The following is a 20,914-nucleotide window of genomic DNA, read 5'->3' as shown; positions in this document are numbered from 1 at the left end:
CCACGCGACGATGAATGCATTTAAAATTAAAAGACTTTTCAGTAATATTCTAACTGTGATAGGTATATTTCTAGCTTTTTAAAATCAAACATCAGGAACGTCAAACTATGTCGTTTAGCACTATAAAAACATTTCTACCCTGTTAAAATATGCATATAAAGCAAGCTCTTGCTAGCAACAATATATTATTTCGTAGTGCATTTTAGAAAAAAACCAACTGATCAGCATATTTCAAATAAATGACTCATTTTTTAAAATTTTATTTAGAGGGGTGATGAAATTTCTAGTTTAGAACTCGCCATTGCACTGGCAAAACAACACCATGCGACTCAAGTCGATAAAGCTGGCCAACCCTACATTGAACATCCCATGCGAGTGATGCACCACGTTGAAGGGACAAAGGCCAAAACTGTCGCGATCATGCATGACTTATTAGAAGACACTGCTGTGCGTAGTGCTGACTTAATTGACTTGGGCTTTGAGCCAGAAATTTTACAGGCACTACTTGCTGTGACGAAACAGCCCCATGAAAACCGCTTTACGGCCGTACAAAGAACCAAACAAAATGCCTTAGCCTGCAAAGTAAAGCTGGCTGATCTAGCAGACAACATGGACTTATCGCGTTTAAAAACCATTCATAGTAAAGATCTAAAACGACTAGCGCAGTACCGCATCGTCAAGATGCAGCTTGAGGAAGCAGATCAAATTTATTCTTTGATTCAGGCGCTGAATGTCGATCAGAACTACCCTACTTTTAGCTATTCTACACGGGCCAGTAATTATCAATATCTGTTGAATTTAATGTTCGATCAGGCCGTGCCGTACCCTGCACAAGAATGGTGGATTTTATTTGAAGATGCTTCTGGGTATTTAAGCTGGTGTAAGCGCCATCATCAAGTGGCTAAACTGTCTTATTTTTTAGCCTTAATTACTTGCACAGACCATGTATTTTTTGATGATCAATTTGCTGATACTAGTAGCCAAGCATTATTTAAGCAAATGTTTGAGCAATTTCAGCTGGCTATTTTTAAATCATAAACCAAATAACCAAATAACCAAATAACCAAATAACCAAATAACCAAATAACCAAATAACCAAAGCATGGTAAATTTTAAATTAAGTGCTATACACAGGCACATGAAAATAAGCACTTAAATTATCAACACAATCCCTTTCAAATCAATTTGATGCTATTGCATATACAAGCATAAATATCAAAAGCAATCTGAAAAGGGATTATGAAAAAATACATCTGCGTAGTGTTACACACAAAGTTCCAAATTGTACATTTCGCGCTCACGTTCAAATCCGCAAGCGCGTGACTTCACTATAAGGCGGTTTTAGACCAAATACTGCCCGCCTCCGCATTGCGCTGTCGCACCTTGGCTTGTTGATAAAAGCGTAAAAATGCGAATGCAAACAACAATGCCATCAAATCAATCCACCATAAATTCATAGGAGTAGACGTAATCAGGCTAATGACTAAGCTAACTGGAGCAAGCAAGATAAGTACAACGGCAATCCCCAACAGTAATTGAGGTAAGGCTTTTGCGACGCCAACTATAAAGCTGTAAATTACACACACGATAAAGATGAAATAATAACTATATACCAGCACGTGATTCATACTTTCTAAGCCAAGATTGGCTAGACTTCCCCATCGACCAACCGCCATACTTACAGCCACAGCCAATACACAGCCCAAACATGTCCCAATGCTTAAATTTGCAATAAACCGCACATCTTTACGCTGTGCTACAGGTGCAAGTTGTGGATTTTTTTGCCGTTTAATTCGCGATTCAATCCATAAAATATTGCCTGAATAAAATAAAAATGCACCACCGATACCCAGAACAAAATACAGCCAACGGGTTAAATCCCCCCCATAATTACCAAAATGTAAACTAAACATCGAACGGATGACTTGATCCATCGGTGTTGCATGCGTATTTAAATTATTGGTTTTATACGGTTGGGTTTGATATGGATTAAACATCATCACATCAAAGCGATCACCGCGTAGCATTTGCTCTGAGCTATATAAATTGACACGTGCCGAGGCTTTTTCAGGTTTATCCAAGTTGTTAAAACTAATGGAACTAATTTGATACTCAGGAGCTTGGCGCTGAATATTCACAAAGATTTTTTCTACATTTAAAGGCTCGACAGGCTCAACCACTTTCATCGCAGGTGGGCGTACAGATAGAGGTTTATCTTTGGATACTAAGCCTCCAATTGCGTCATAAATAACATCATGGAAGGCAAATGAAATGACTGTAACGCAAATTAAAATATGAAAAGGTAAGCTGGTAATACCCACGACATTATGCGCATCTAACCAAAAGCGCTTTTTATTTTTACCTGCGCGAATAGCAAAATAGTCTTTCACTAGCGTTGGCAATAATACAATCAGACCAGTCATTAAGGCTAAAAAGTATAAAACCGACACAATGCCCATGACATACACACCCAAGGTGTGATGGCCTAATGAACCAGGAATACCTGCCGTTTCATGTAATTGCTCAATGAGCCAACCCAATTTAGACAAATTTTCTTGTTCAACGTGTAAAGTACCCTCGCTATTGAGCGTGGCAAGCATTGCATTTTGATGTAAATCAACTCCCTCTTCAGCTTTTTTTTCGATGGGAGCTTTCCACTGCATAGGGGCATAATGGAATTCTTTAGAATCCAAATTTAACTGAAAACTTTTCAGTGTTTCAGGATATTCCGCTTGTACTTTTTGTACTAAGTCATTGTATTGTGTACTAGGAATTGAGCTTAAACTTTGTTGACTCGGAGTTGCCCATTTACTCAGATCATGTTGAAACATGCTGAGTCCACCCGCAAAAAAGCAGATGAATAATAAAATGCCAGATGTAATGCCAACCCAAGTATGTAGCTCTTTGGCATGACGGATAATATCGGTACGGACTTTCACAATGCTTACCCTCGAATGCCCAATAAAATGCCATAAGCAATACAATTGAATACGCTATAGATCAAAACTGCTTGCCAGCCTTTGGGAATAAAATATGCAATAAAAACCAAAGGCAAATACAGCCAAGGCACAGACCACATGCCTACTTGTGGCGCTAAGGATTTATCTAAATGATTCACTCCCCACATGGTGATAAAAGAGGCAAGCGCAACTGATAGACTTAAGCCTAAAATCCAGCCAGCAAAGCTTTTCGACCACCAGTCAGGCTGAATTTCGTGTTGAATTTGCTTTTTCATCTGGAATATTTTTCTTAAATAAAACAACAAAAGGAATGAATGTCCATGCCACGAGCATAGTCATGAGCCACATATATACGGCAACCAGTTTAGGAACAGACAGAAACAGTACAAGCAGGGAAATAACGATGAAGCAGATTCCCACATAAGAATAGCGCTTGCTCAGCGTCTGCTTGAATAAGTTTTGATGACGATGACTAAAATAAAAAAGCAAGCAACCGATCAAACAAAGAGTGATAGCAAAGATTTTCACGGATAATTATCCCAATCGAGATATCTAATGATGTCAAAACAGCATTCGCTGATATAGAAATGAGACAGCCTTTTGGGGTGGCTGTCTCACTACAGTTTTGATGAATGCTAAAGGTCTAAATTAGAAGTCGAAACTTACGCCAAGCTTATAGGTACGGCCTGAACCAATAGTTGTGTATCCGCTGTTAAATACACCAGCCCAATATTTTTCATTGGTCACATTGTCCACATTGGCACGGAAAGTCGTGTCTACACCGCCAATATTGGTTTTGTATTTTGCGCCGACATCAAGCAAGGCATAGTCTGGCAACTCTAGGGTATTGGTATTATTTAGATATTGATTATCAACATAATTACCACGTGCATTGATACTTAAACCATCCACAGGAAGTTTATATTCAACACCCAGACCCGCTGTAAACTCAGGCTGCCCTTCAACTGTTTTACCAACAATATTTGCCGTCGTATTTTTGGTATATTTAACATCAATATAGGCAAGGTTACCCCAAATAATCACGTCATCTGTCACATTACCTGAGAAGCCATATTCCACGCCTTTCGATTTTGTTTCAGCGCCATCAGTTGTAATCTGAGTGATGGTTGAATTACTTGGATCAGAATATGGAGAAGTTAGTGTACTTGGCTTCTCAATTTGATAAGCGGCTAAAGTGTGTAGCCATGAACCATGTTGATATTTGGCGCCAACTTCATATTGTTTAGTTTCGAAAGGTGCAAAAGTTTTACCATTATTTGCATCAATAGTGCTGTTAACTGTACTGCCTTGAGAAAGACCTTCGACATAACTTGCATATAAAGAAATATCTTCACCCCAAGGTTTAACTACAACGCCTAAGCTTGGAGAAACTTTATCGGACTTGTATTCAGTATTTTTAAATGGATTCTTTACGTCCACATCTTGATAACGTAAACCCAAAATGAATTGCAACTTTTCATCTAATAATGAAATTTGATCCGTTAGAGAGTAGCTAGTGAAAGTATTATCCGCAAGATTGAACATTTCAGGTGCATTAACAGGCATAGCTCCTGACTGACTTGGATTGTACAAGTTGGTGTCAAATTTAGTTGAATTTGCAGCATCATGCTGTTTTGTATCTCTATGCAGGTAATCTGCTCTTAAGCCAACAACATGCTGAACCGATCCCGTATTAAATGCACCTTCTAATCCTAAATTTGCGGCGGTATTGCGCTGATTCATTTTCACGTGAAAATACTGAGCATTTTTAACATCACCTTGCTCATTACTTACAATCACACGTGTTCCAAATAAATGCCCTTGATACTTTTGTTCAGTCGTTCCTACGCCTGCAATCACTTTTAGATTATCTAATAATTTATATTCCCCAGAAACTCCAACATGCGTTGCAGACTGATTACCAAATAATTTAGGGAAAAGATTTGTTCGACCATCTGGTGCATCAAGTACAGGAACTCCACTTGCAAATGAGACCATCGCAGGTGAGCCGCCTTCACGTTTATCTTTTGTAGAATAAGCGTCAAAATTAACTTTGGCTTTATCAGTTGTCCAATCAAGACCTAAAACAGCAGAAACTGTTTCATCTTCTAAACCATCGACAACATGCTCACCCTGACCATAATTGGCACTTAAACGTGCACCAAATTCCTGATCTTGACCAAATCGGCGTGCAACATCAAAACCTGATTTATAAAACCCTTCTTCTTCAAAGTTGGCAGTCACACGTGTCAATTCTTTATCTGCACGCTTAGTATTGGCAATAATAACACCGCCCACACTGCCCCCAGGCGCCATACCAGCAACTAAAGCATTCGGGCCTTTTAGCACAGTGACTGAGCCTAGAATGTCTGTCGATACTCGACCTGATGGTGCCATACCATAAGCGCCATTTAAGTTAAGGTCATCCCAGTTAACATTGAAACCACGAATATTAAAGTTTTCGTTTAAATGACCACTATTGGTTGTAGTACGAATACTCGGGTCAATTTTCAACACATCCATAATGGTATGTGCATGTGCATCTTCAATCGCTTGTTGACTGTAGTTACGAATGGTAAATGGCGTATCTAAAACGTCTTTTTCACCCAAAATATTGAGCGTCGCTTTTCTTTTTAACTTACCCGTGACATCGGTTTCTTGTGAATCTGCCTTCACTACAATTGTAGGCAATGAGAAATTTTCAGCCTCTGCAGCCACTACAAAACACGGACAAGAAAGTAAAGCTAAAATTAATATCTTACGTTCCACAGTCACTACCCCTTAGTCGAAAATTGAATTTATATAAATTTAGGGCCAAACTATATCATAATAATAATAATTCTCATTCATATTATTATTTAATATGTCTTTTTAAAAAAATTTATATAGATCAAAACTATGCTTTTTAAAGCATGCTTAAGTTAAATCTAAAGCGCTATATAAAAAATCAATATGTATTTGTTTTATTTTAATTTTATTAAAATTTTAAAATAAAAAATATGTACATATCAGTAGAAAAATATTTTTATTCTTTATCGCTCAACCCACCAAAACAGAAGAATTGAGTCGCCCGCAAAGCACGCATCAATTCTTCTAAATGGATCAAATCAATTAAAACTTCCACGTATAGTCAATATTCACACGCTGCTCTTTCGCTGGCTGGAATGTCGCTTTTGGACCAAAATCATTTTTATAGTCTTCATGACGTAGACGAATGAATAAGCCCTTTAACTTGGTACTTTGTAATTGATAACTCAGCTCAACCCCATATTTACGTTCGTTCAAGACTTCACCTGGCTTTAAGTTTTCAAGCTTAATATCCGTTCCTTTGGTATAACGTGTCATGAGCTTTAAACCTGGTATTTGATTTTTAAAATCATAGTCATAACGGACAGACCATGCTTTTTCATTTGGGTTTAAAAAGTCGGTCGCCCATGCATCAATATAGGTATTGGCCTCACCACCACTTAAATATGGAAAACCGGTATCGCCTGAGTTATGAATATAACCCGTGGTAAATTTATGATTATCTACGCCTAAAGCCAAAACCATATTGCCATGATGGCTATCGACCTCGCCTGCGAGTTCTGCACCTGATTCCACTGTACGGAAATAACGAAAATCGGTGAATACATTTACTCGCTCATTGAAGTGATGTGTGTTGCGCACCCAAAAGGTATATTGATCATAAACATCGACTAAATTTGCCGTATATAAAGCAAATGTCGTTTCAGGGCGTAAATAATAATAGCCCCCTACATAATACAAACCATCGGTTTCAACTGACTTGTACTTCATATTGGCGCCAGACAAGCGAATTTTTTCCCAATCTGTGGAGTTACGATGATTGACTCGATTCACGTAACCCGCTTCAATTTTAATGTTGTCTACATCTTTAGATTCGACTGCCACACCACGGTATTGCTGTGGCAGTAAGCGCGCTGGTGAACCCACAATCACTGGATTAAGTGGCTGTAGAGTGCCCACTTTAACTTCGGTTTCAGAAATTTTTGCCTTGGCTGTTAAGCTTGCTTCTGACCATGTATCTACAGGATCGCCATTGTCTTTGAGTGGCGAAAGCCCTACAACACCTGGAGCATATTCTTTATTACCCCACAAGTTAATTCCTGTACCTGCATATAGATCGACACCAAAACCCACTGTTCCTTCAGTAAAACCCGATTTGGCATTTAAAATAAAACCTTGCACCCACTGCTTGGCAGCCGGTGATGCCGCGCCTGGCTCTGTAAAGTTACGGTCTAGGTAAAAGTTACGTGCTGTTAATGTGACAGATCTATCCTGAACAAAATCAGCAAAACATAAACTTGGTAATATCGTGGCTATGCATAGAGCCGATAGTGCAAATCTTTTCATTGTCGTTTCCCTTAGACAAAAAAATCCCTATTCCATTGATGTATCAACAATAGAAAAAGTAATAAAAATGAGTGGTGTAAAATTTAAATTGCCTCTCGGCAATGCATTAGCGTGCGTTATAATCTTTCATTGAACTCTCCATATAACCCGAATAAAAACATCATCCTGATGCCTGAAAATGGAATACCCATCTGTGATGGATATTCCAAAACTTAATTACACGATGGTAAATGCCGCACTGGCTTTAGCCACTTCTTTACCATTTTGATAAGCCACACTTTCAATATTCGAAATTTTGCGGCCTTGGCGTACGAAGTACACTTCAACATCTACAGCTGCGATATTGCATGGGCGTAAAAATGAAACATTCATGGTGACGGTTGCAGAGGGTTGACCTTCTTGGGCAATAATGGCAAATAGCCCCATGGCATCGTCCAACATTGAACAGATCATACCGCCTTGCACATGCCCCATCGGGTTGGCAAATTCAGCACGTGGTTGGTAGCTTATACGCGCTTTCCAAACTGGTTCATGCTCTACATGCTCAACCTTTCCACCCAAAAATGTATGAATTGGCGGAGCTTGCAGATGGTCTAAGAAATCTTGAATATCAAAACTCATGGTTTATTCACCGAAGTAAGCATTATCAAATGCTGTTACAGCAGTACCTGCATGTTGCACGCTATAGGCCAAACCATGAGTTTCTGGTAATACCATGCTGTGGTAGAAGTGTGCTGTTTGAATTTTGCCTTTTAAGAAGTTGATATTAGTGTCACCAGTGGCAAGCAGTTCAGATGCTTTGACTGCACTTTGTGCCAATTGCCATGCACCTACAACATTGCCTACCAGCATTAAATACGGAACCGACACAGATAAGGCTTGTTTAGTTGACTGAAGAAATTGAGCTGCAATCTGCTGGCTATTTTCAGACAAAATATCAATCGCCACTGCAAATTCTTTGGCAATATCAGCAAGCTCTGGATTGGCTTGTACTTTTGCCAAGGTATCTTTCATCAAGCCGATTAAAACATTTAAGTTTTTGCCTTGATCTTTCACCACTTTACGACCGACCAAGTCCGCAGCTTGAATAGCCGTTGTGCCTTCATAAATCACGCTAATGACTGCATCACGTAAATACTGCGCCACGCCTGTTTCTTCAATAAAACCAAGACCGCCATGTACTTGAATACCTGTGGTGGTGGTTTTAAGTGCAGTTTCTGTTGCCCAAGCTTTAAACACAGGAATTAGTAAATCCACCAACCCTTGATTGTGTTTACGCACCTCTGCATCGGTATGACGGAAGCTAATGTCTTGTGATTGCGCAATGAATAATGACAAAGCACGCATCGCTTCAACATTGGATTTCATGCTCAATAACTGACGACGTACATCTGCATGTTCAATAATGGCAACAGATTGACCTGTTTCTACATCGACACCTTGTACACGCTCACGTGCATAATCTAAAGACGCTTGGTAAGAACGTTCTGTTAAAGCAACACCTTCCATACCTACGGTTAAACGCGCCATGTTCATCATCACGAACATCGCCATTAAACCCTTATTTTGCTCACCGACGAGGTAGCCTAGAGCACCTTCATTGTCGCCATAAGCCATCACACAGGTTGGGCTGGCATGAATACCCAATTTGTGTTCAATTGATACACAGCGCACATCATTACGCTCACCCAATGAGCCATCATCATTCACTAAAAACTTTGGTACAAGGAACAAAGAGATACCGCGTACACCTTCTGGTGCATCTGGTAGACGTGCAAGCACCAAATGAATGATGTTGTCGGTAAAATCATGCTCGCCAAAGGTAATAAAGATTTTTTGACCGCTAATACGGTATGTACCATCACCTTGATCAATTGCTTTGGTTTTGAGTGCCCCAACATCTGAACCCGCACTTGGCTCAGTGAGGTTCATGGTACCGCCCCATTCACCTGAAACCAGTTTAGGTAAATATTTTTGCTTCAGTTCATCAGAACCCGCATGGCTAATCGCTTCAATTGCACCAATGGTCAAACCCGAACACATCACAAAAGATTTGTTCGCAGACATCATAATTTCATTGACCGCAGTCGATAAAATATAAGGTAAGCCTTGTCCACCAAATTCTGGCTCTAGTGAAATATTATTCCAGCCTGCTTGTGTGTACTGCGCATACGCTTCTTTAAAACCTTTGGGTGTCGTCACCACACCATCAGCAATTTTTAAACCTTCACGGTCACCGCTGGCATTAATCGGATCAAGCACATTGGTGGCAAATTTACCTGCTTCGTCTAAGATGGATTCATACAGATCTACGCCTAAGTCTTCTAAACCCGGAAGCTGAGCCAATTGCTCTTGATCTAATAAATGATTAAAAATAAAGCTGAGATCATTTAAAGGGGCTTTGTAGCTATTCATGCGCTCATTTCCTTGTCTTGCAGTAAACGCCAGTTAATTTTTCCGCTTGCCGTTTTAGGGAGCTCATTAGTGAACTCCACTACTTTTGGCACTTTGTAGGCCGACATATTTTCTCGGCACCACTGTCTTAATTCATCTTCCGTCATCATTTGATCGGCTTTTAACACCACAATCGCTTTTACAGTTTCGCCACGGTCATTTTTATTGCAGGGAATAATGCAGTTTTCTAAAACTTTGGCGTTTTGGTACAAAATGCTTTCAACTTCTGATGGCCAAACTTTGTAACCAGATACATTGATCATGCGTTTTAAACGGTCCGCCATAAAGAAGTAGCCTTCTTCATCGAAATAGCCGACATCGCCTGTTTTAAAGAAACGCTTGCCGTCATGTTCGATAAATGAAGCTTCTGTCGCTTCTGGATTTTTCCAGTAACCACTAAATAAACATGGGCTAGTCGAAATAATTTCACCGTTTTGACGAACATCTAGCTCTTTGCCAGTTTCTGGATCAATAATGCGAGTATCTACATCAAAGAGGGGTACGCCCAAACATTGGCGCTTGCCTCGGCCATACGGGTTCAAATGTACACCCGCTGCCATTTCGGTCATGCCCCAACCTTCAATAAATTCGATGCCAGTTAAGGTTTCAAAGTCTTGGGCAATAGCATGTGGCATACCCGTACCACCACCATAAACATGCGTGAATGATTTAAAATTAAATTTATTCACATCAGGCATGGCCAACAAATCAACCACCATCGTTGGAATACAGCACCAATGGGTTAAGCCATGCATATCCACCACTTGTGCAGCACATAAGCGATCCCAACGGGTCATTAAAAATGAAGTTGCGCCTAGCCAAATCGGCAAGCACATGGCATTAATCATGCCGGTCACATGGAAGAACGGAGTCACTGACAATACTTTTGCAGTGTTGTTCCATGGACTCCAATTAATCTGAGTTAAAATCTGCGCAACCAATGCACGATGGCTCAGCATGCAACCTTTCGGATGTGCTGTTGTGCCTGATGTATACAAAATTACAGCTAGGTCTTCGCCTGCGCGTGTTGCTTCTGTTTCAATTGCAGGATGTTGTAAAGCTGCCTGCATATCCGTGACAGATTCGGTTTCAGTCACTACAGGTGCTTGAACCACCGTTTCAGGAATAACAAATTGAGTCGGAGTGAAAATATCATCGCCATAACGTGCCGCAATGATTTTTTCTAAACAGGTTTTGCCCAATAATGTTTCAAACTCACCAACCAGCTCTGAACCAATCACTGCAACTTTAGATTCTGTATCCGCTACATACCATTCCAACTCCAATGCTTTATTCATTGGATTCACAGGTACAACCACAGCGTCACAACGCAGAATTGCATAATACGCAATAATGAATGACACGCTGTTTTGCATGCTAATCACAACACGGTCACCCGCTTTTACATGGGCTTGTTGCTGTAAATAACCTGCAAATTTATTCACGCGCTCATTGAGCGTGGCATAGTCAACTTGACTACCATAATAGTTCACGGCAATTTTATTCGGATAACGCTGTGCATTGGTTGCCAAATGCTCATACAAACCCGTCTGTGGGTACGACAAATTTTTAGAAAGATGACGTGGCCAGTGTTGAAAATGTAATGTGCTCATTGTTTTACCCTCTGAGTGCCCAGTCATGTTCCCAACTGGGTCACCAAATTTATATTTTTGCGTTCAATGCCTTACTTAAGCGACTGACTGTGCTAACAGAGTTGGTACTTGCCAAAAAGACGCATCCGTTGTTGGGTCTTGGGCAAATTTTTGCATGTTCAACTTCATGTTGCTTAAGCCCTGCTGTGTTGCATAGAACATTGGCCCGCCACGCCAGCGCGGGAAGCCATAACCTGCTAAATACACTACATCGATGTCTGACTGGCGTAAAGCAATGCCTTCTTCCAATAAACGGAAGCCTTCATTGGCTAAAGCATAAATGCAACGTGCCACGATTTCTTCATCGCTAAATTGTTGAGTCTGTATGCCTTGGTCTGCGCGATAGGCTTCAATTAATGCAATCACTTCAGCATCTTCATCACCACGGCGGTTGCCTTGGCTGTAGTCATACCAACCCTTTTGTGTCTTTTGGCCAAAGCGTTTCAGCTCGAATAACTGATCGGCAAAGCCTGAGAATTTCTTCGTGGGATTCAGTTTCAACTGGTGCTTACGAATCATGTAATCAATGTCATTGCCCGCCATGTCACACATGCGGAATGGTCCCATTGCCATGCCCCAATTTTCCAAAGCACGGTCAATTTGATACGGCGATGCACCTGCATCAATTAATAATCCTGCAATACGTAAATAGGCATTCAGCATCCGATTGCCAATAAATCCATCGCAAACGCCTGCAACCACTGCGGTTTTTTTCAGGCGTTTACCTATCTCTAAAGCCGTTTTTAAAGTGGCTGAATCCGTACTGTCTGTACGCACAATTTCGAGCAATGGCATAATTTGCGCAGGGCTAAAGAAATGCAGACCCACCACAGATTCAGGACGTGAAGTTTGCTGTGACAATTGGTTCAAATCTAAAGTCGACGTATTGCTAGCCAAAACTGCATGCGCTGGCAAATGTTGGTCCATCTGCTGCAGTACTGATGTTTTCACATCCCAATCTTCAAACACTGCTTCCACAGCTAAATCAATATTTGCCAGTGCTGAATATTCAAGGCTGGTTGATAGATTGGCTTGAATAGCCTCGGCTGTTTCTTCAGTCAAACGGCCTTTAGCCACTTGCCCAGCAAAATACTTAGCAATTAAAGCCAAACCGCGGTCTAAACCTGCTTGTTGATTTTCAATGAGTGTGACTGGAAAGCCTGCCTGTAAAAAGCAAATGGCAATACCACTGCCCATAGTACCTGCACCAATCACAGCCACACGTTCAATGGCTTTGGCTGCTATAGCTACGTCTAAATCAGGGATATGTTTTGCTTCACGCTCTGCAAAGAAGGCATGACGTAAGCTCTTAGACACATCGGATGCTGTTAGTTCTTGGAACAAAGCCTGCTCTTTGACAAAACCAGCCTCAAAGTCCAAGGTCAGTGCTGCTTCAACCGCAGAAATAATCGCTTGTTGAACAATATGTTGTGGCTTATTTCCGAAAGCATCACGTTTTGCTTGTAATAATGCCTGTAGTTCTTCTGTGAGCTCTAGGTTTTGATGCTTAATATGTGTCGATGTCGTTAATGTTTGGGCAAATTCAACCGCCACTTGTTTTGCATCATTTTCTGTCAAAACATCAACTAATGCTGAATCAACCAACGTTGCTAGTTTTAAAGGTTTCCCTGTTAAAATGACATCTAAAGCCAATGCTGAGCCAATATAACGTGGCAACAATTGTGTACCTGCAGCGCCAGGTAATAAGCCTAGGTGAACTTCAGGCAAAGCCAGTTGTGCTTTGGCATGCACCACACGATGCTGACAAGCCAAGGCTAACTCTAAACCACCACCTAAGGCCGTCCCTGAAACCGCAGCCACAATCGGCTTTTTAGCATCTGAAATCAGATAAATTAAATCATGTAATGATGGAAAGTTAAGATGAGTTCCTGCTGAGAACTCTGCAATATCTGCGCCTGCGCTAAAAAATTTCGCCGAACCAGCTAGGACGATAGATTTGACGTGATCATCTGCTAACAGTTGCTCAATTGCCTGATAGAGATCTGAGCGTAATGCGTGTGAAAGCACATTTAATTTTTCAGTTTGAAAATCCACTACAGCCACATTGCCGTGTGTTTCAATCAGAATTTGATTTACAGAACCCATGCTCATCTTCCATTTTTTCAGTTGAATAAATGCAGTGCAAATCAGTTAAAATTTGCACCACAAAAAGTGTTTTAAGCTTGTGCTTGAGCACGTTTTTGCATTGTGCCCAGTAAGATCAGAATGAGAACGGCCGCTATAATAATGCCCGGAATACACGTTGCAATCAGACCAGTTGCACCATTCCCCATTGCAAGGAATTGACCCGCAACGGCAGGCCCTGCCATCGCACCAAAGCGACCAACAGTCATTGCTGTACCCACACCTGTACCACGCATTTGAGTTGGATAAACCTGACTCCCCAAGGCATACAGCACCATTTGTCCACCAATTGTGAAACAGCCCACAAGCGCTCCTGCAAAATACATCGCCTGTACTGTGCTAAAGCTATTAAGCGCGATCAAACCTAAAATGATGCCGCTATACATCAGTAAAATGACGTTTTTCATTTTCCAATGGTCAACCAGCAAGCCCAGTACAATCGTTCCGACAAAAGCACCCACCGAGAAGAACATTTGCACCATGGTTGCATCTTTTTTCTGGAAACCGAGCTCCATAAGTAACGACGGCAACCAGTTAAGCAACATGTACACCACCATCATGGTGAAGAAATAGCCCACCCAAAGTAGGATCGTTGGCATACGGAAATATTGGTTAAACAGATCGCTGAATTTGCTTTGCTGTGTGGTATCAGCGCTTTGCTGCGTTGCAAGAAATGCACGTGATTCAGGCAAAAATGCCATCATGAGTGGAATCACCATTAAAGGTAAAATACCACCTACATAGAAAATCACTTTCCAGTCGGCTGCCAATTGAGTGCTGGCAAGTAGTGATACTGCAATACCACCAATAGGCATCCCGCAGTACATCAATGAAATCGCACGTCCTCGTGCTTTGTCACTCACTGATTCAGACGCTAAAGCCACTAAATTTGGCAATGCTGCCCCTAGTCCTAAACCTGTCATAAAGCGTGCAAATAACAGACCTGAGTACGATGTTACCCAAGCCGTTAAAATTGAAAATAAACCAAATAATGCAACTGCAATGATCAGGACTTTTTTACGGCCAATACGGTCCCCTAATCGACCACCAATCAAACCACCCGGCAATAACCCTAAAATTGCAGCACTAAAAAATAAGCCCAGACTCGATTTATCTAAACCAAAGTGCGCGCTAACACCTGCAGCTGCAACACCTGCTGACTGCAAATCAATCCCCTCAATCAAGGCAATGAGAAAGCAGATTAAAATCGTCATCACAGCATTTCGCTGTGTATTTTGTTGTTGTTCCATACAACGTACCCTTCTTGTTTTGCGTTCCTAGCAAAAACAAACTAATTTGATATGAATATATTGTCAAGCATGCTTGACGTTTTAAAAATTAGAAAAAAGTCGTAGATAAAAATGGAAAAAAAAAATCATATTGCTTATATTGAACGGTCATTTTTAATCATGTATTAGCTGTGAAATCTCTAAGAACTTTGCTTCGATCTCGCCTTGAATGGATTGAAGATCATTTGATGAAAAATGCTGAAAAAAATGGCTATGGCTACGTAACTCCATCGATGGCGAGGCTTTATAGTTATCTTGGCGAGACACCTGTACCGATGTCTGAATTGGCACGTCGCTTACAAATTTCCCGTCAGGCTGTGCACCAGTTAGTCGCTGAAGGTCTTAATTCTAAGTTCTTAGAAGTCATTAATAGTCCAGATGACAAACGCATCAAGCTGGTTAAATTTTCGACGAACGGTAAAGAGATGTCAGATATTGCATTGGCAGAAATTCATCAGGCCGAACAGGAACTCGCAAAATATTTAGGTGAGGACAACATCAAACAGCTGAGACGTATATTGGAATTACCATGGCCGGAAAATTAATATTTAAGGCGCCACCTATACGTTAATAGCCTGTTTTATATAAAAATTTATTAAATTATTGCGTTCGCCAATGGATTTTTGATAGTAGGTTGAACTAAGTAAAAGACAGGCACCATGTGTGATGGTCCACACATAAGAGAGATAATCACGCAAGCTAATAGTGCAATTGCGAGAAATCAGATATTCCACCGTAATATCTTTAACAGCGACAATTCTTTTTTCTCGAACCTCGTACAATTCCTCAAATTTATGTTTTATGCCCCTTTCCTGACTGGTAATTCTCTCTTCGATACTGTGCAGTAATACGGTTCGATTTGAATTCGTCAGATGATAGAGCATGAATTGTCGAATTCCTTCTTGCACATCGGTTTTAAAATTTTGTGCGATGTCCAATAATCGCGTTTCATTTAAAATAAGCAATTCGAGATATAACTGATTTTTGCATTTAAAATATTTATAAATTGTGCCCTTCGCTATATCTAATTCTGCCGCTAATTCCCCAACCACAATATCCTGATTATTTTCGAGTAGTAGCTGTTCGGTCACGTGTAAAATCTTCTGTTTTAGCAAAAAGATCTTTTGGTGGCGGGATACGGTCATAGGATTTCAACTCTTCAGCAGCAATCAATTTAAATACATTGATGTGCGCCTATAATGAATAACCACATTACACCATGTCAAGCAAGGTTGACGTGACGTTTGCTCTTTATTGATCGAGTCATGCTAAATCTGTAGCAATTAAGCACGATGCATTTTGAGATTCATCATAAATATCCCATCGCACAGATTAAACCGTAGCTATAGCATCCAACCCAGCTAAAGCTATTCCATAATAGATAAATGGCAATCATTGAGCCAATTGTGGCCCACTAAAATAACGACCTATATAAAGTTCATTCAGGCGTGATCTTGAGTCAATGCCATACACCACATTCTGATTAGTAATATGTAATACACTTAAGGCCATATAAATCACGATCAATCATGGTTCTATGCCTTTCGATATTACATCTAAAAGCGCTTTAGCCGTCTTAGGTGCAAGCTGTGCTGATACTGGGAGCAACCTATTTTAGAACTTATAGGAGAAATTAAATGCATATTAATTCCTCCTATAATATAAATCTTATCTAGATGATTAAATTAATTAGAACAAACACCCAATTTGCTAAAAAACATAGGACAAACCAATATTCATTGCTTTAAGTGTGGTTTTTTCATTACTTTCATCTTTTTCTTGCTTAAATATACGATAAGCACTCATCACCCCTATATTTTTTGCCAGCATAGCTTTTACACCCAATCTATATTCTTGAGCATCACTTTTATGCATATCGATGTAACCAATATCAGCAAACCCTGCAACAGGAACCCTGCCAGCAATCACCCCTAATAAATGTTCAGTGTTAAGATGAATACCTATTCCTGAGTCATCCCAATCTGGCACCATCTCAAAGTCAAAATCTTGTTTCTGAGCAAAATATTCAATACTCGCTTGAATACTTCCTTTCGCAAAATGCTGTCGGTACCCGCCTCCTAAGCGATATTCTTCTGCACTAACACCTGGCTTAGGTAATGCATTAATATCAATTGATACCGTTTCATAATGGGTATAACCGAACCATTGATTTTTCTCAATCTCAGCTACAATCCCATAAGCCTCACCACTATCTTTAATTTTGGGGGCACCGGTATTTTTTATTTCAATTTTCGCATCTGGTACTGCATAGACGCCAACAAAACCCTTTAGATCAGAATTAGAAAACGCTTGGGAGCTCACTAAACCACCCAATATCATTCTCACCACTACCTTACATTTTCTCATTATTATCATCCTTGTTAATTATCAAACTTAAGCATCATCCATGCATAGCTATCGGGCATACTCACCTATATCTTTGCGTGAAAGAAGTTGATCTCTTCACTAAATATATAAAAAATAAATTTTATTCCGCTTTATATATTTAAAGATCAAAATGCCTCAAAGCATTCTTGACATGACATCTAACAAGGTTAAAAAAGAAAGAGCTATATCTAAAAAACAATATAGCGTATTGATAATTTCAATACGCCATCATTATACGGAGTCATATTTTTAATGAGCGTATTTCTTACCCAATAAAGCTAATGACTCTGCAAGTAACGCTAATGCTGACTCAAACGAATATGCGGCGTTAGCTTGCTTTTCAACAACGATCCCATCAAACCCTGCGATAGCAAAGTAGCTTAATTTATCTGCCATCATTTCAGACATTGTCATAGTTTGCTGATTAAAAGAAGATAAGATCATATATTTCATATACATACGCCCGTTATAGCGAACCTTTGTAATCATTTCACTTATTTCAGGCGCTTCAGCACTCATTACTAGAATTAAATGTAATTTTAAAAAATCTGTATGGGCTAGAAAAACGGTCCCTGTACTTTGTAAATACCAATTAAGCAATTCCAAAGGCTCCCCTTCTTTCGGGGCATTCATATGTGCTTGTTTCATTTCATTAAAAAATAAGTTTGCGTTATGCTCCATGACCGCAGAAAGCAAACCCGATTTAGATTGAAAATGATGATAAATCGCACTTTTAGGTAAACCCGTTTCTTGACAAAGTGTAGACACAGATGTTGCGGCATAACCTTTTTCCGCCATTAATCTTACAGCTACATCTAAAATTTCCTTGCGTGAGCGACGCCCTCGAATATTGCCATTAAGCTCCTTCTCAGTGCTCATATTTTGTATATCCCATCATGTATTAATCTTCACAAATAATAACATCCACCACCCTATAGAAGGCGCTAAATAAATTATTCTCACATTCCTGCAATTGTTCTAAAAATATTTTTTTAGCAATAAAAACATATAGATATATAAAAAACTTAAATATCATATTTTAAATTAAAAAACAATTAGACATTAATCCAATATATTTTCCATCAAATTGAATAAATTATACACGTTATGGACCAATAGGTCCAAAACATAAAAGTTCAAGGAGATGGATATGATGCAAGACGCATCCCCTCAATACGACACAGATGTTGTAATTATTGGCTACGGTCCCACAGGTATTATTAGTGCACTAACACTTGCAAAAAATGGCATAAAAGTCACCGCTCTTGAGCGTGAAAAATCTATTTATCCCCGTGCACGTGCAGTGACTGTTAATGATTGGACGATGCGTATTTTTCAAGATTTAGGTGTAGATCAAGATGTAACACGTGTGATTGAGCCACAACGTGCCTTGCGTTGGTTAACTTATGGTGGCCAAGAAGTTATGCGTGTTGAACACCCACATTCAACATTAGGCATCACACCACGATTTTTCAATATCTATCAACCAATTATGGAATCAAAACTGCGTGAGTGTGCCGCAAAATATCAAGACCATTTACAGGTAAATTATGGCGAAGAAGTTGCCAATATTGAACAGGATGAGCATGGCGTCACTGTGACTTCTCGTTGCGTGGATACAGGTGTTATTAAAACTATTCGTGCCAAATATGCTATTGCTGCAGATGGTGGTTCAAGCCCGAGTAGAAGCATGTTGGATATCCAAATGCAAGGCGACACGCTTGAACAAGTATGGATTGTTATTGACTGTCGTGTAAAACGTTGGTGGCCTGATCGTGATCTACTAACTTTCTGGACTGACAAAGAACGTCCAGTTGTAGATATAGCATTGTCCGCCGGAAATCATCGTTGGGAAATTCCACTCAAACCTGGTGAAACTGCCGAAGATTTTGATAGCAATGAAAAAGTATGGCCACTCCTCAAAGCCTTAGGACATGACGAAAAAGATATCGAAATTCACCAATGGGCTTTCTATCGCCACCATGTCCGTATGGCAGAAACATGGCGCTCTGATCGAGTATTCCTTGCAGGTGATGCGTGTCATTTGATGCCACCTTGGGCAGGTGCAGGTATGCAATCAGGCATGCGTGATGGGTATAACTTAGGTTGGAAACTTGCCAAAGTGATTCATGGTGAGTTACCTGAAGCATGGCTGGATACTTATGAAACTGAACGCCGTCCAAACGTCGAATTTTTCACTAATTTAGCAGTGGGGCTTGGTCGTGTCATTAAACAAGAAGCGACAGAAGAAGAAATTGCGGCGATGAATGCTGTGCCTGAAAATACGGTAACACCTCATGAACCTGCGCTGATTTCCCCACCAGTCATGGTTGCTGGCTGGTTACGTGGTGAAATTGCCGATGCAAGTATTGTCGGTCGTATGGTCCCACAACCGATCATAGGTACTGCTATGGGTAAAATAGGTCGTTTGGATGAAATTCTAAATAAAGGCTTTGTACTCTTAGGTGCAGACTGTGACCCTCGTTCATTCTTAACCGAACAAGAAAAAGTAGATTGGGATGCTTTAAATACCAGTTACATCACTTTACGCCCCAAAGACAAACATACCGAAGATGCCGATGAATTGGTGGACATTGGGCAAGGTATTTTACCTTGGATGGAACGCTACGGTGCAAAAGTCATTGCGATTCGCCCAGATAAATTTGTTGCAGCAAATGATGTCCATGGTTTAGCAGTCCCATCGTTGAACTAAGCACCAAAACAAAAGGAATTTGTTATGAGTCACATCACTGAACTTGCCTATTTAGGCGTCAATACTACGAATTTATCTGAATGGGAAAAATTTGCGGTTGATTTACTCGGTTTGCAATTAGCCAAAAAAACAGGCCAACAACTTCTTTTACGCATGGATGAAAAAGCATATCGCTGGATTATTCAACTAGATGACAGTAAGGGGCACGCATTTACAGGTTTTGCCTGTCAGGATGAAAGTGCACTCAAATCATTGGTGCAAAATCTACGTGATCACAACATCACAGTACTCGAAGGAGATGCAAACCTAGCTGCTGAGCGTCAAGTTGAACACATCTATACTACGCTTGACCCTTTAGGGAACTGCGTTGAATTAGTGTGTGGACTTAAAGATGCTGACACCCCGTTTCAATCTAAAGTCCTTCGCTCACCATTTGTGACAGGTCAAGGCGGTGCTGGGCATCAAGTCTTGGTTGAGCAAGGTGTAGACCGAAAAAAAATAATGGATTGGTATGGCTTGCTCGGTTTTAAGCTCACCGATGTGATTGATCAAGAAATGGCACCAGGCATTGTGGCATCAGTTGCATTTTTACATTGCAATGGTCGTCACCATTCTTTAGCACTGGCCAATATGCCAATCCCGATGAAGATGCACCATTTCATGATTGAAGTCTCTGACATGAGTGATGTTGGCTTAGCCTTTGACCGTTGCATGGATGCTGGTTGTGAGTTCGAGATGACTCTTGGCATGCACCCGAATGACCAAATGTTTAGCTTTTATGTTCGCACCCCTTCTCTGTTCAGCATCGAATTTGGCTGGGGTGGCTTAGTCATTGATGAGAAAACGTGGCAAGTACAACATCTTGAACAATTAAGTTCATGGGGACATCGCCCAGGCCATGTTGTGGCAGAAAAACTTTCCATGACCTCTCAACATTAA

At 40.3% G+C, this 20,914-nt stretch carries 15 protein-coding genes and 1 pseudogene; 4 read left to right on the top strand and 12 right to left on the bottom strand.

Annotated features, from left to right (window positions below):
- Window positions 1-279: 279 nt before the first annotated feature.
- Window positions 280-681, top strand: a pseudogene (locus D9K81_RS18370) (guanosine-3',5'-bis(diphosphate) 3'-pyrophosphohydrolase); the annotation flags it as partial.
- A 647-nt stretch (window positions 682-1,328) separates the two neighbouring features.
- Here D9K81_RS18370 and D9K81_RS02100 read toward each other — a convergent pair.
- The 9 genes from D9K81_RS02100 to mhpT form a co-directional block, all read right to left on the bottom strand.
- Complete coding sequence (locus D9K81_RS02100; protein WP_120373877.1) at window positions 1,329-2,939, bottom strand: PepSY-associated TM helix domain-containing protein; 1,611 nt, start codon at window positions 2,937-2,939, stop codon at window positions 1,329-1,331.
- Between the two features lie 5 nt (window positions 2,940-2,944).
- Window positions 2,945-3,235, bottom strand: a complete 291-nt coding sequence (locus tag D9K81_RS02095; RefSeq protein WP_120373878.1) for a hypothetical protein — start codon at window positions 3,233-3,235, stop codon at window positions 2,945-2,947.
- 373 nt (window positions 3,236-3,608) lie between these two features.
- Complete coding sequence (locus D9K81_RS02085; RefSeq protein ID WP_120373880.1) at window positions 3,609-5,729, bottom strand: TonB-dependent receptor; 2,121 nt, start codon at window positions 5,727-5,729, stop codon at window positions 3,609-3,611.
- Between the two features lie 342 nt (window positions 5,730-6,071).
- On the bottom strand, window positions 6,072-7,334 hold the full coding sequence (locus tag D9K81_RS02080; RefSeq protein WP_120373881.1) for an OprD family outer membrane porin: 1,263 nt from the start codon (window positions 7,332-7,334) through the stop codon (window positions 6,072-6,074).
- Between the two features lie 216 nt (window positions 7,335-7,550).
- On the bottom strand, window positions 7,551-7,955 hold the full coding sequence (locus tag D9K81_RS02075) for a PaaI family thioesterase (protein ID WP_120373882.1): 405 nt from the start codon (window positions 7,953-7,955) through the stop codon (window positions 7,551-7,553).
- 3 nt (window positions 7,956-7,958) lie between these two features.
- Window positions 7,959-9,749 carry an acyl-CoA dehydrogenase gene (locus D9K81_RS02070; protein ID WP_120373883.1) on the bottom strand — a complete coding sequence of 597 codons (1,791 nt, stop codon included), beginning with the start codon at window positions 9,747-9,749 and terminating at the stop codon, window positions 7,959-7,961.
- The gene (locus D9K81_RS02065; RefSeq protein ID WP_120373884.1) at window positions 9,746-11,401 is read right to left on the bottom strand and encodes a long-chain-fatty-acid--CoA ligase; all 1,656 of its coding nucleotides are present in this window, start codon (window positions 11,399-11,401) and stop codon (window positions 9,746-9,748) included. The genes D9K81_RS02070 and D9K81_RS02065 overlap by 4 nt, the downstream gene beginning before the upstream one ends.
- 75 nt (window positions 11,402-11,476) lie before the next feature.
- Entirely contained in the window at window positions 11,477-13,546 is a 2,070-nt protein-coding gene (locus D9K81_RS02060) for a 3-hydroxyacyl-CoA dehydrogenase NAD-binding domain-containing protein (RefSeq protein WP_171406853.1), read from the bottom strand.
- A gap of 71 nt (window positions 13,547-13,617) precedes the next feature.
- Window positions 13,618-14,835: a 3-(3-hydroxy-phenyl)propionate transporter MhpT gene (gene mhpT, locus D9K81_RS02055; protein ID WP_120373886.1), complete on the bottom strand. Its 1,218-nt coding sequence runs from the start codon at window positions 14,833-14,835 to the stop codon at window positions 13,618-13,620.
- Between the two features lie 170 nt (window positions 14,836-15,005).
- Here mhpT and D9K81_RS02050 point away from each other — a divergent pair, with 170 nt between their 5' ends.
- Entirely contained in the window at window positions 15,006-15,419 is a 414-nt protein-coding gene (locus tag D9K81_RS02050; protein WP_120373887.1) for a MarR family winged helix-turn-helix transcriptional regulator, read from the top strand.
- A gap of 15 nt (window positions 15,420-15,434) precedes the next feature.
- Here D9K81_RS02050 and D9K81_RS02045 read toward each other — a convergent pair whose 3' ends face one another.
- From D9K81_RS02045 to D9K81_RS02035, 3 genes are all read right to left on the bottom strand, one after another.
- A complete protein-coding gene (locus D9K81_RS02045; RefSeq protein ID WP_120373888.1) occupies window positions 15,435-16,019 on the bottom strand; it encodes a TetR/AcrR family transcriptional regulator in 585 nt (194 codons plus the stop codon).
- A gap of 565 nt (window positions 16,020-16,584) precedes the next feature.
- Entirely contained in the window at window positions 16,585-17,241 is a 657-nt protein-coding gene (locus D9K81_RS02040; protein ID WP_120373889.1) for a hypothetical protein, read from the bottom strand.
- A 270-nt stretch (window positions 17,242-17,511) separates the two neighbouring features.
- Window positions 17,512-18,141, bottom strand: a complete 630-nt coding sequence (locus D9K81_RS02035) for a TetR/AcrR family transcriptional regulator (protein WP_120373890.1) — start codon at window positions 18,139-18,141, stop codon at window positions 17,512-17,514.
- Between the two features lie 271 nt (window positions 18,142-18,412).
- On the opposite strand from D9K81_RS02035, the gene D9K81_RS02030 reads away from it, so the two are divergent.
- Both D9K81_RS02030 and D9K81_RS02025 read left to right on the top strand, forming a co-directional pair.
- Window positions 18,413-19,975, top strand: coding sequence for a bifunctional 3-(3-hydroxy-phenyl)propionate/3-hydroxycinnamic acid hydroxylase (locus D9K81_RS02030; RefSeq protein WP_227601968.1), 1,563 nt, complete (start codon window positions 18,413-18,415; stop codon window positions 19,973-19,975).
- 24 nt (window positions 19,976-19,999) lie between these two features.
- A complete protein-coding gene (locus tag D9K81_RS02025) occupies window positions 20,000-20,914 on the top strand; it encodes a VOC family protein (protein WP_120373891.1) in 915 nt (304 codons plus the stop codon).

This window comes from Acinetobacter chengduensis, from assembly GCF_003664645.1.
GTDB classification, from domain to species: Bacteria; Pseudomonadota; Gammaproteobacteria; order Pseudomonadales; family Moraxellaceae; genus Acinetobacter; species Acinetobacter chengduensis.
Note: the sequence above shows the minus strand (reverse complement) of the source record. Positions and strands in the feature narration are given on the sequence as shown.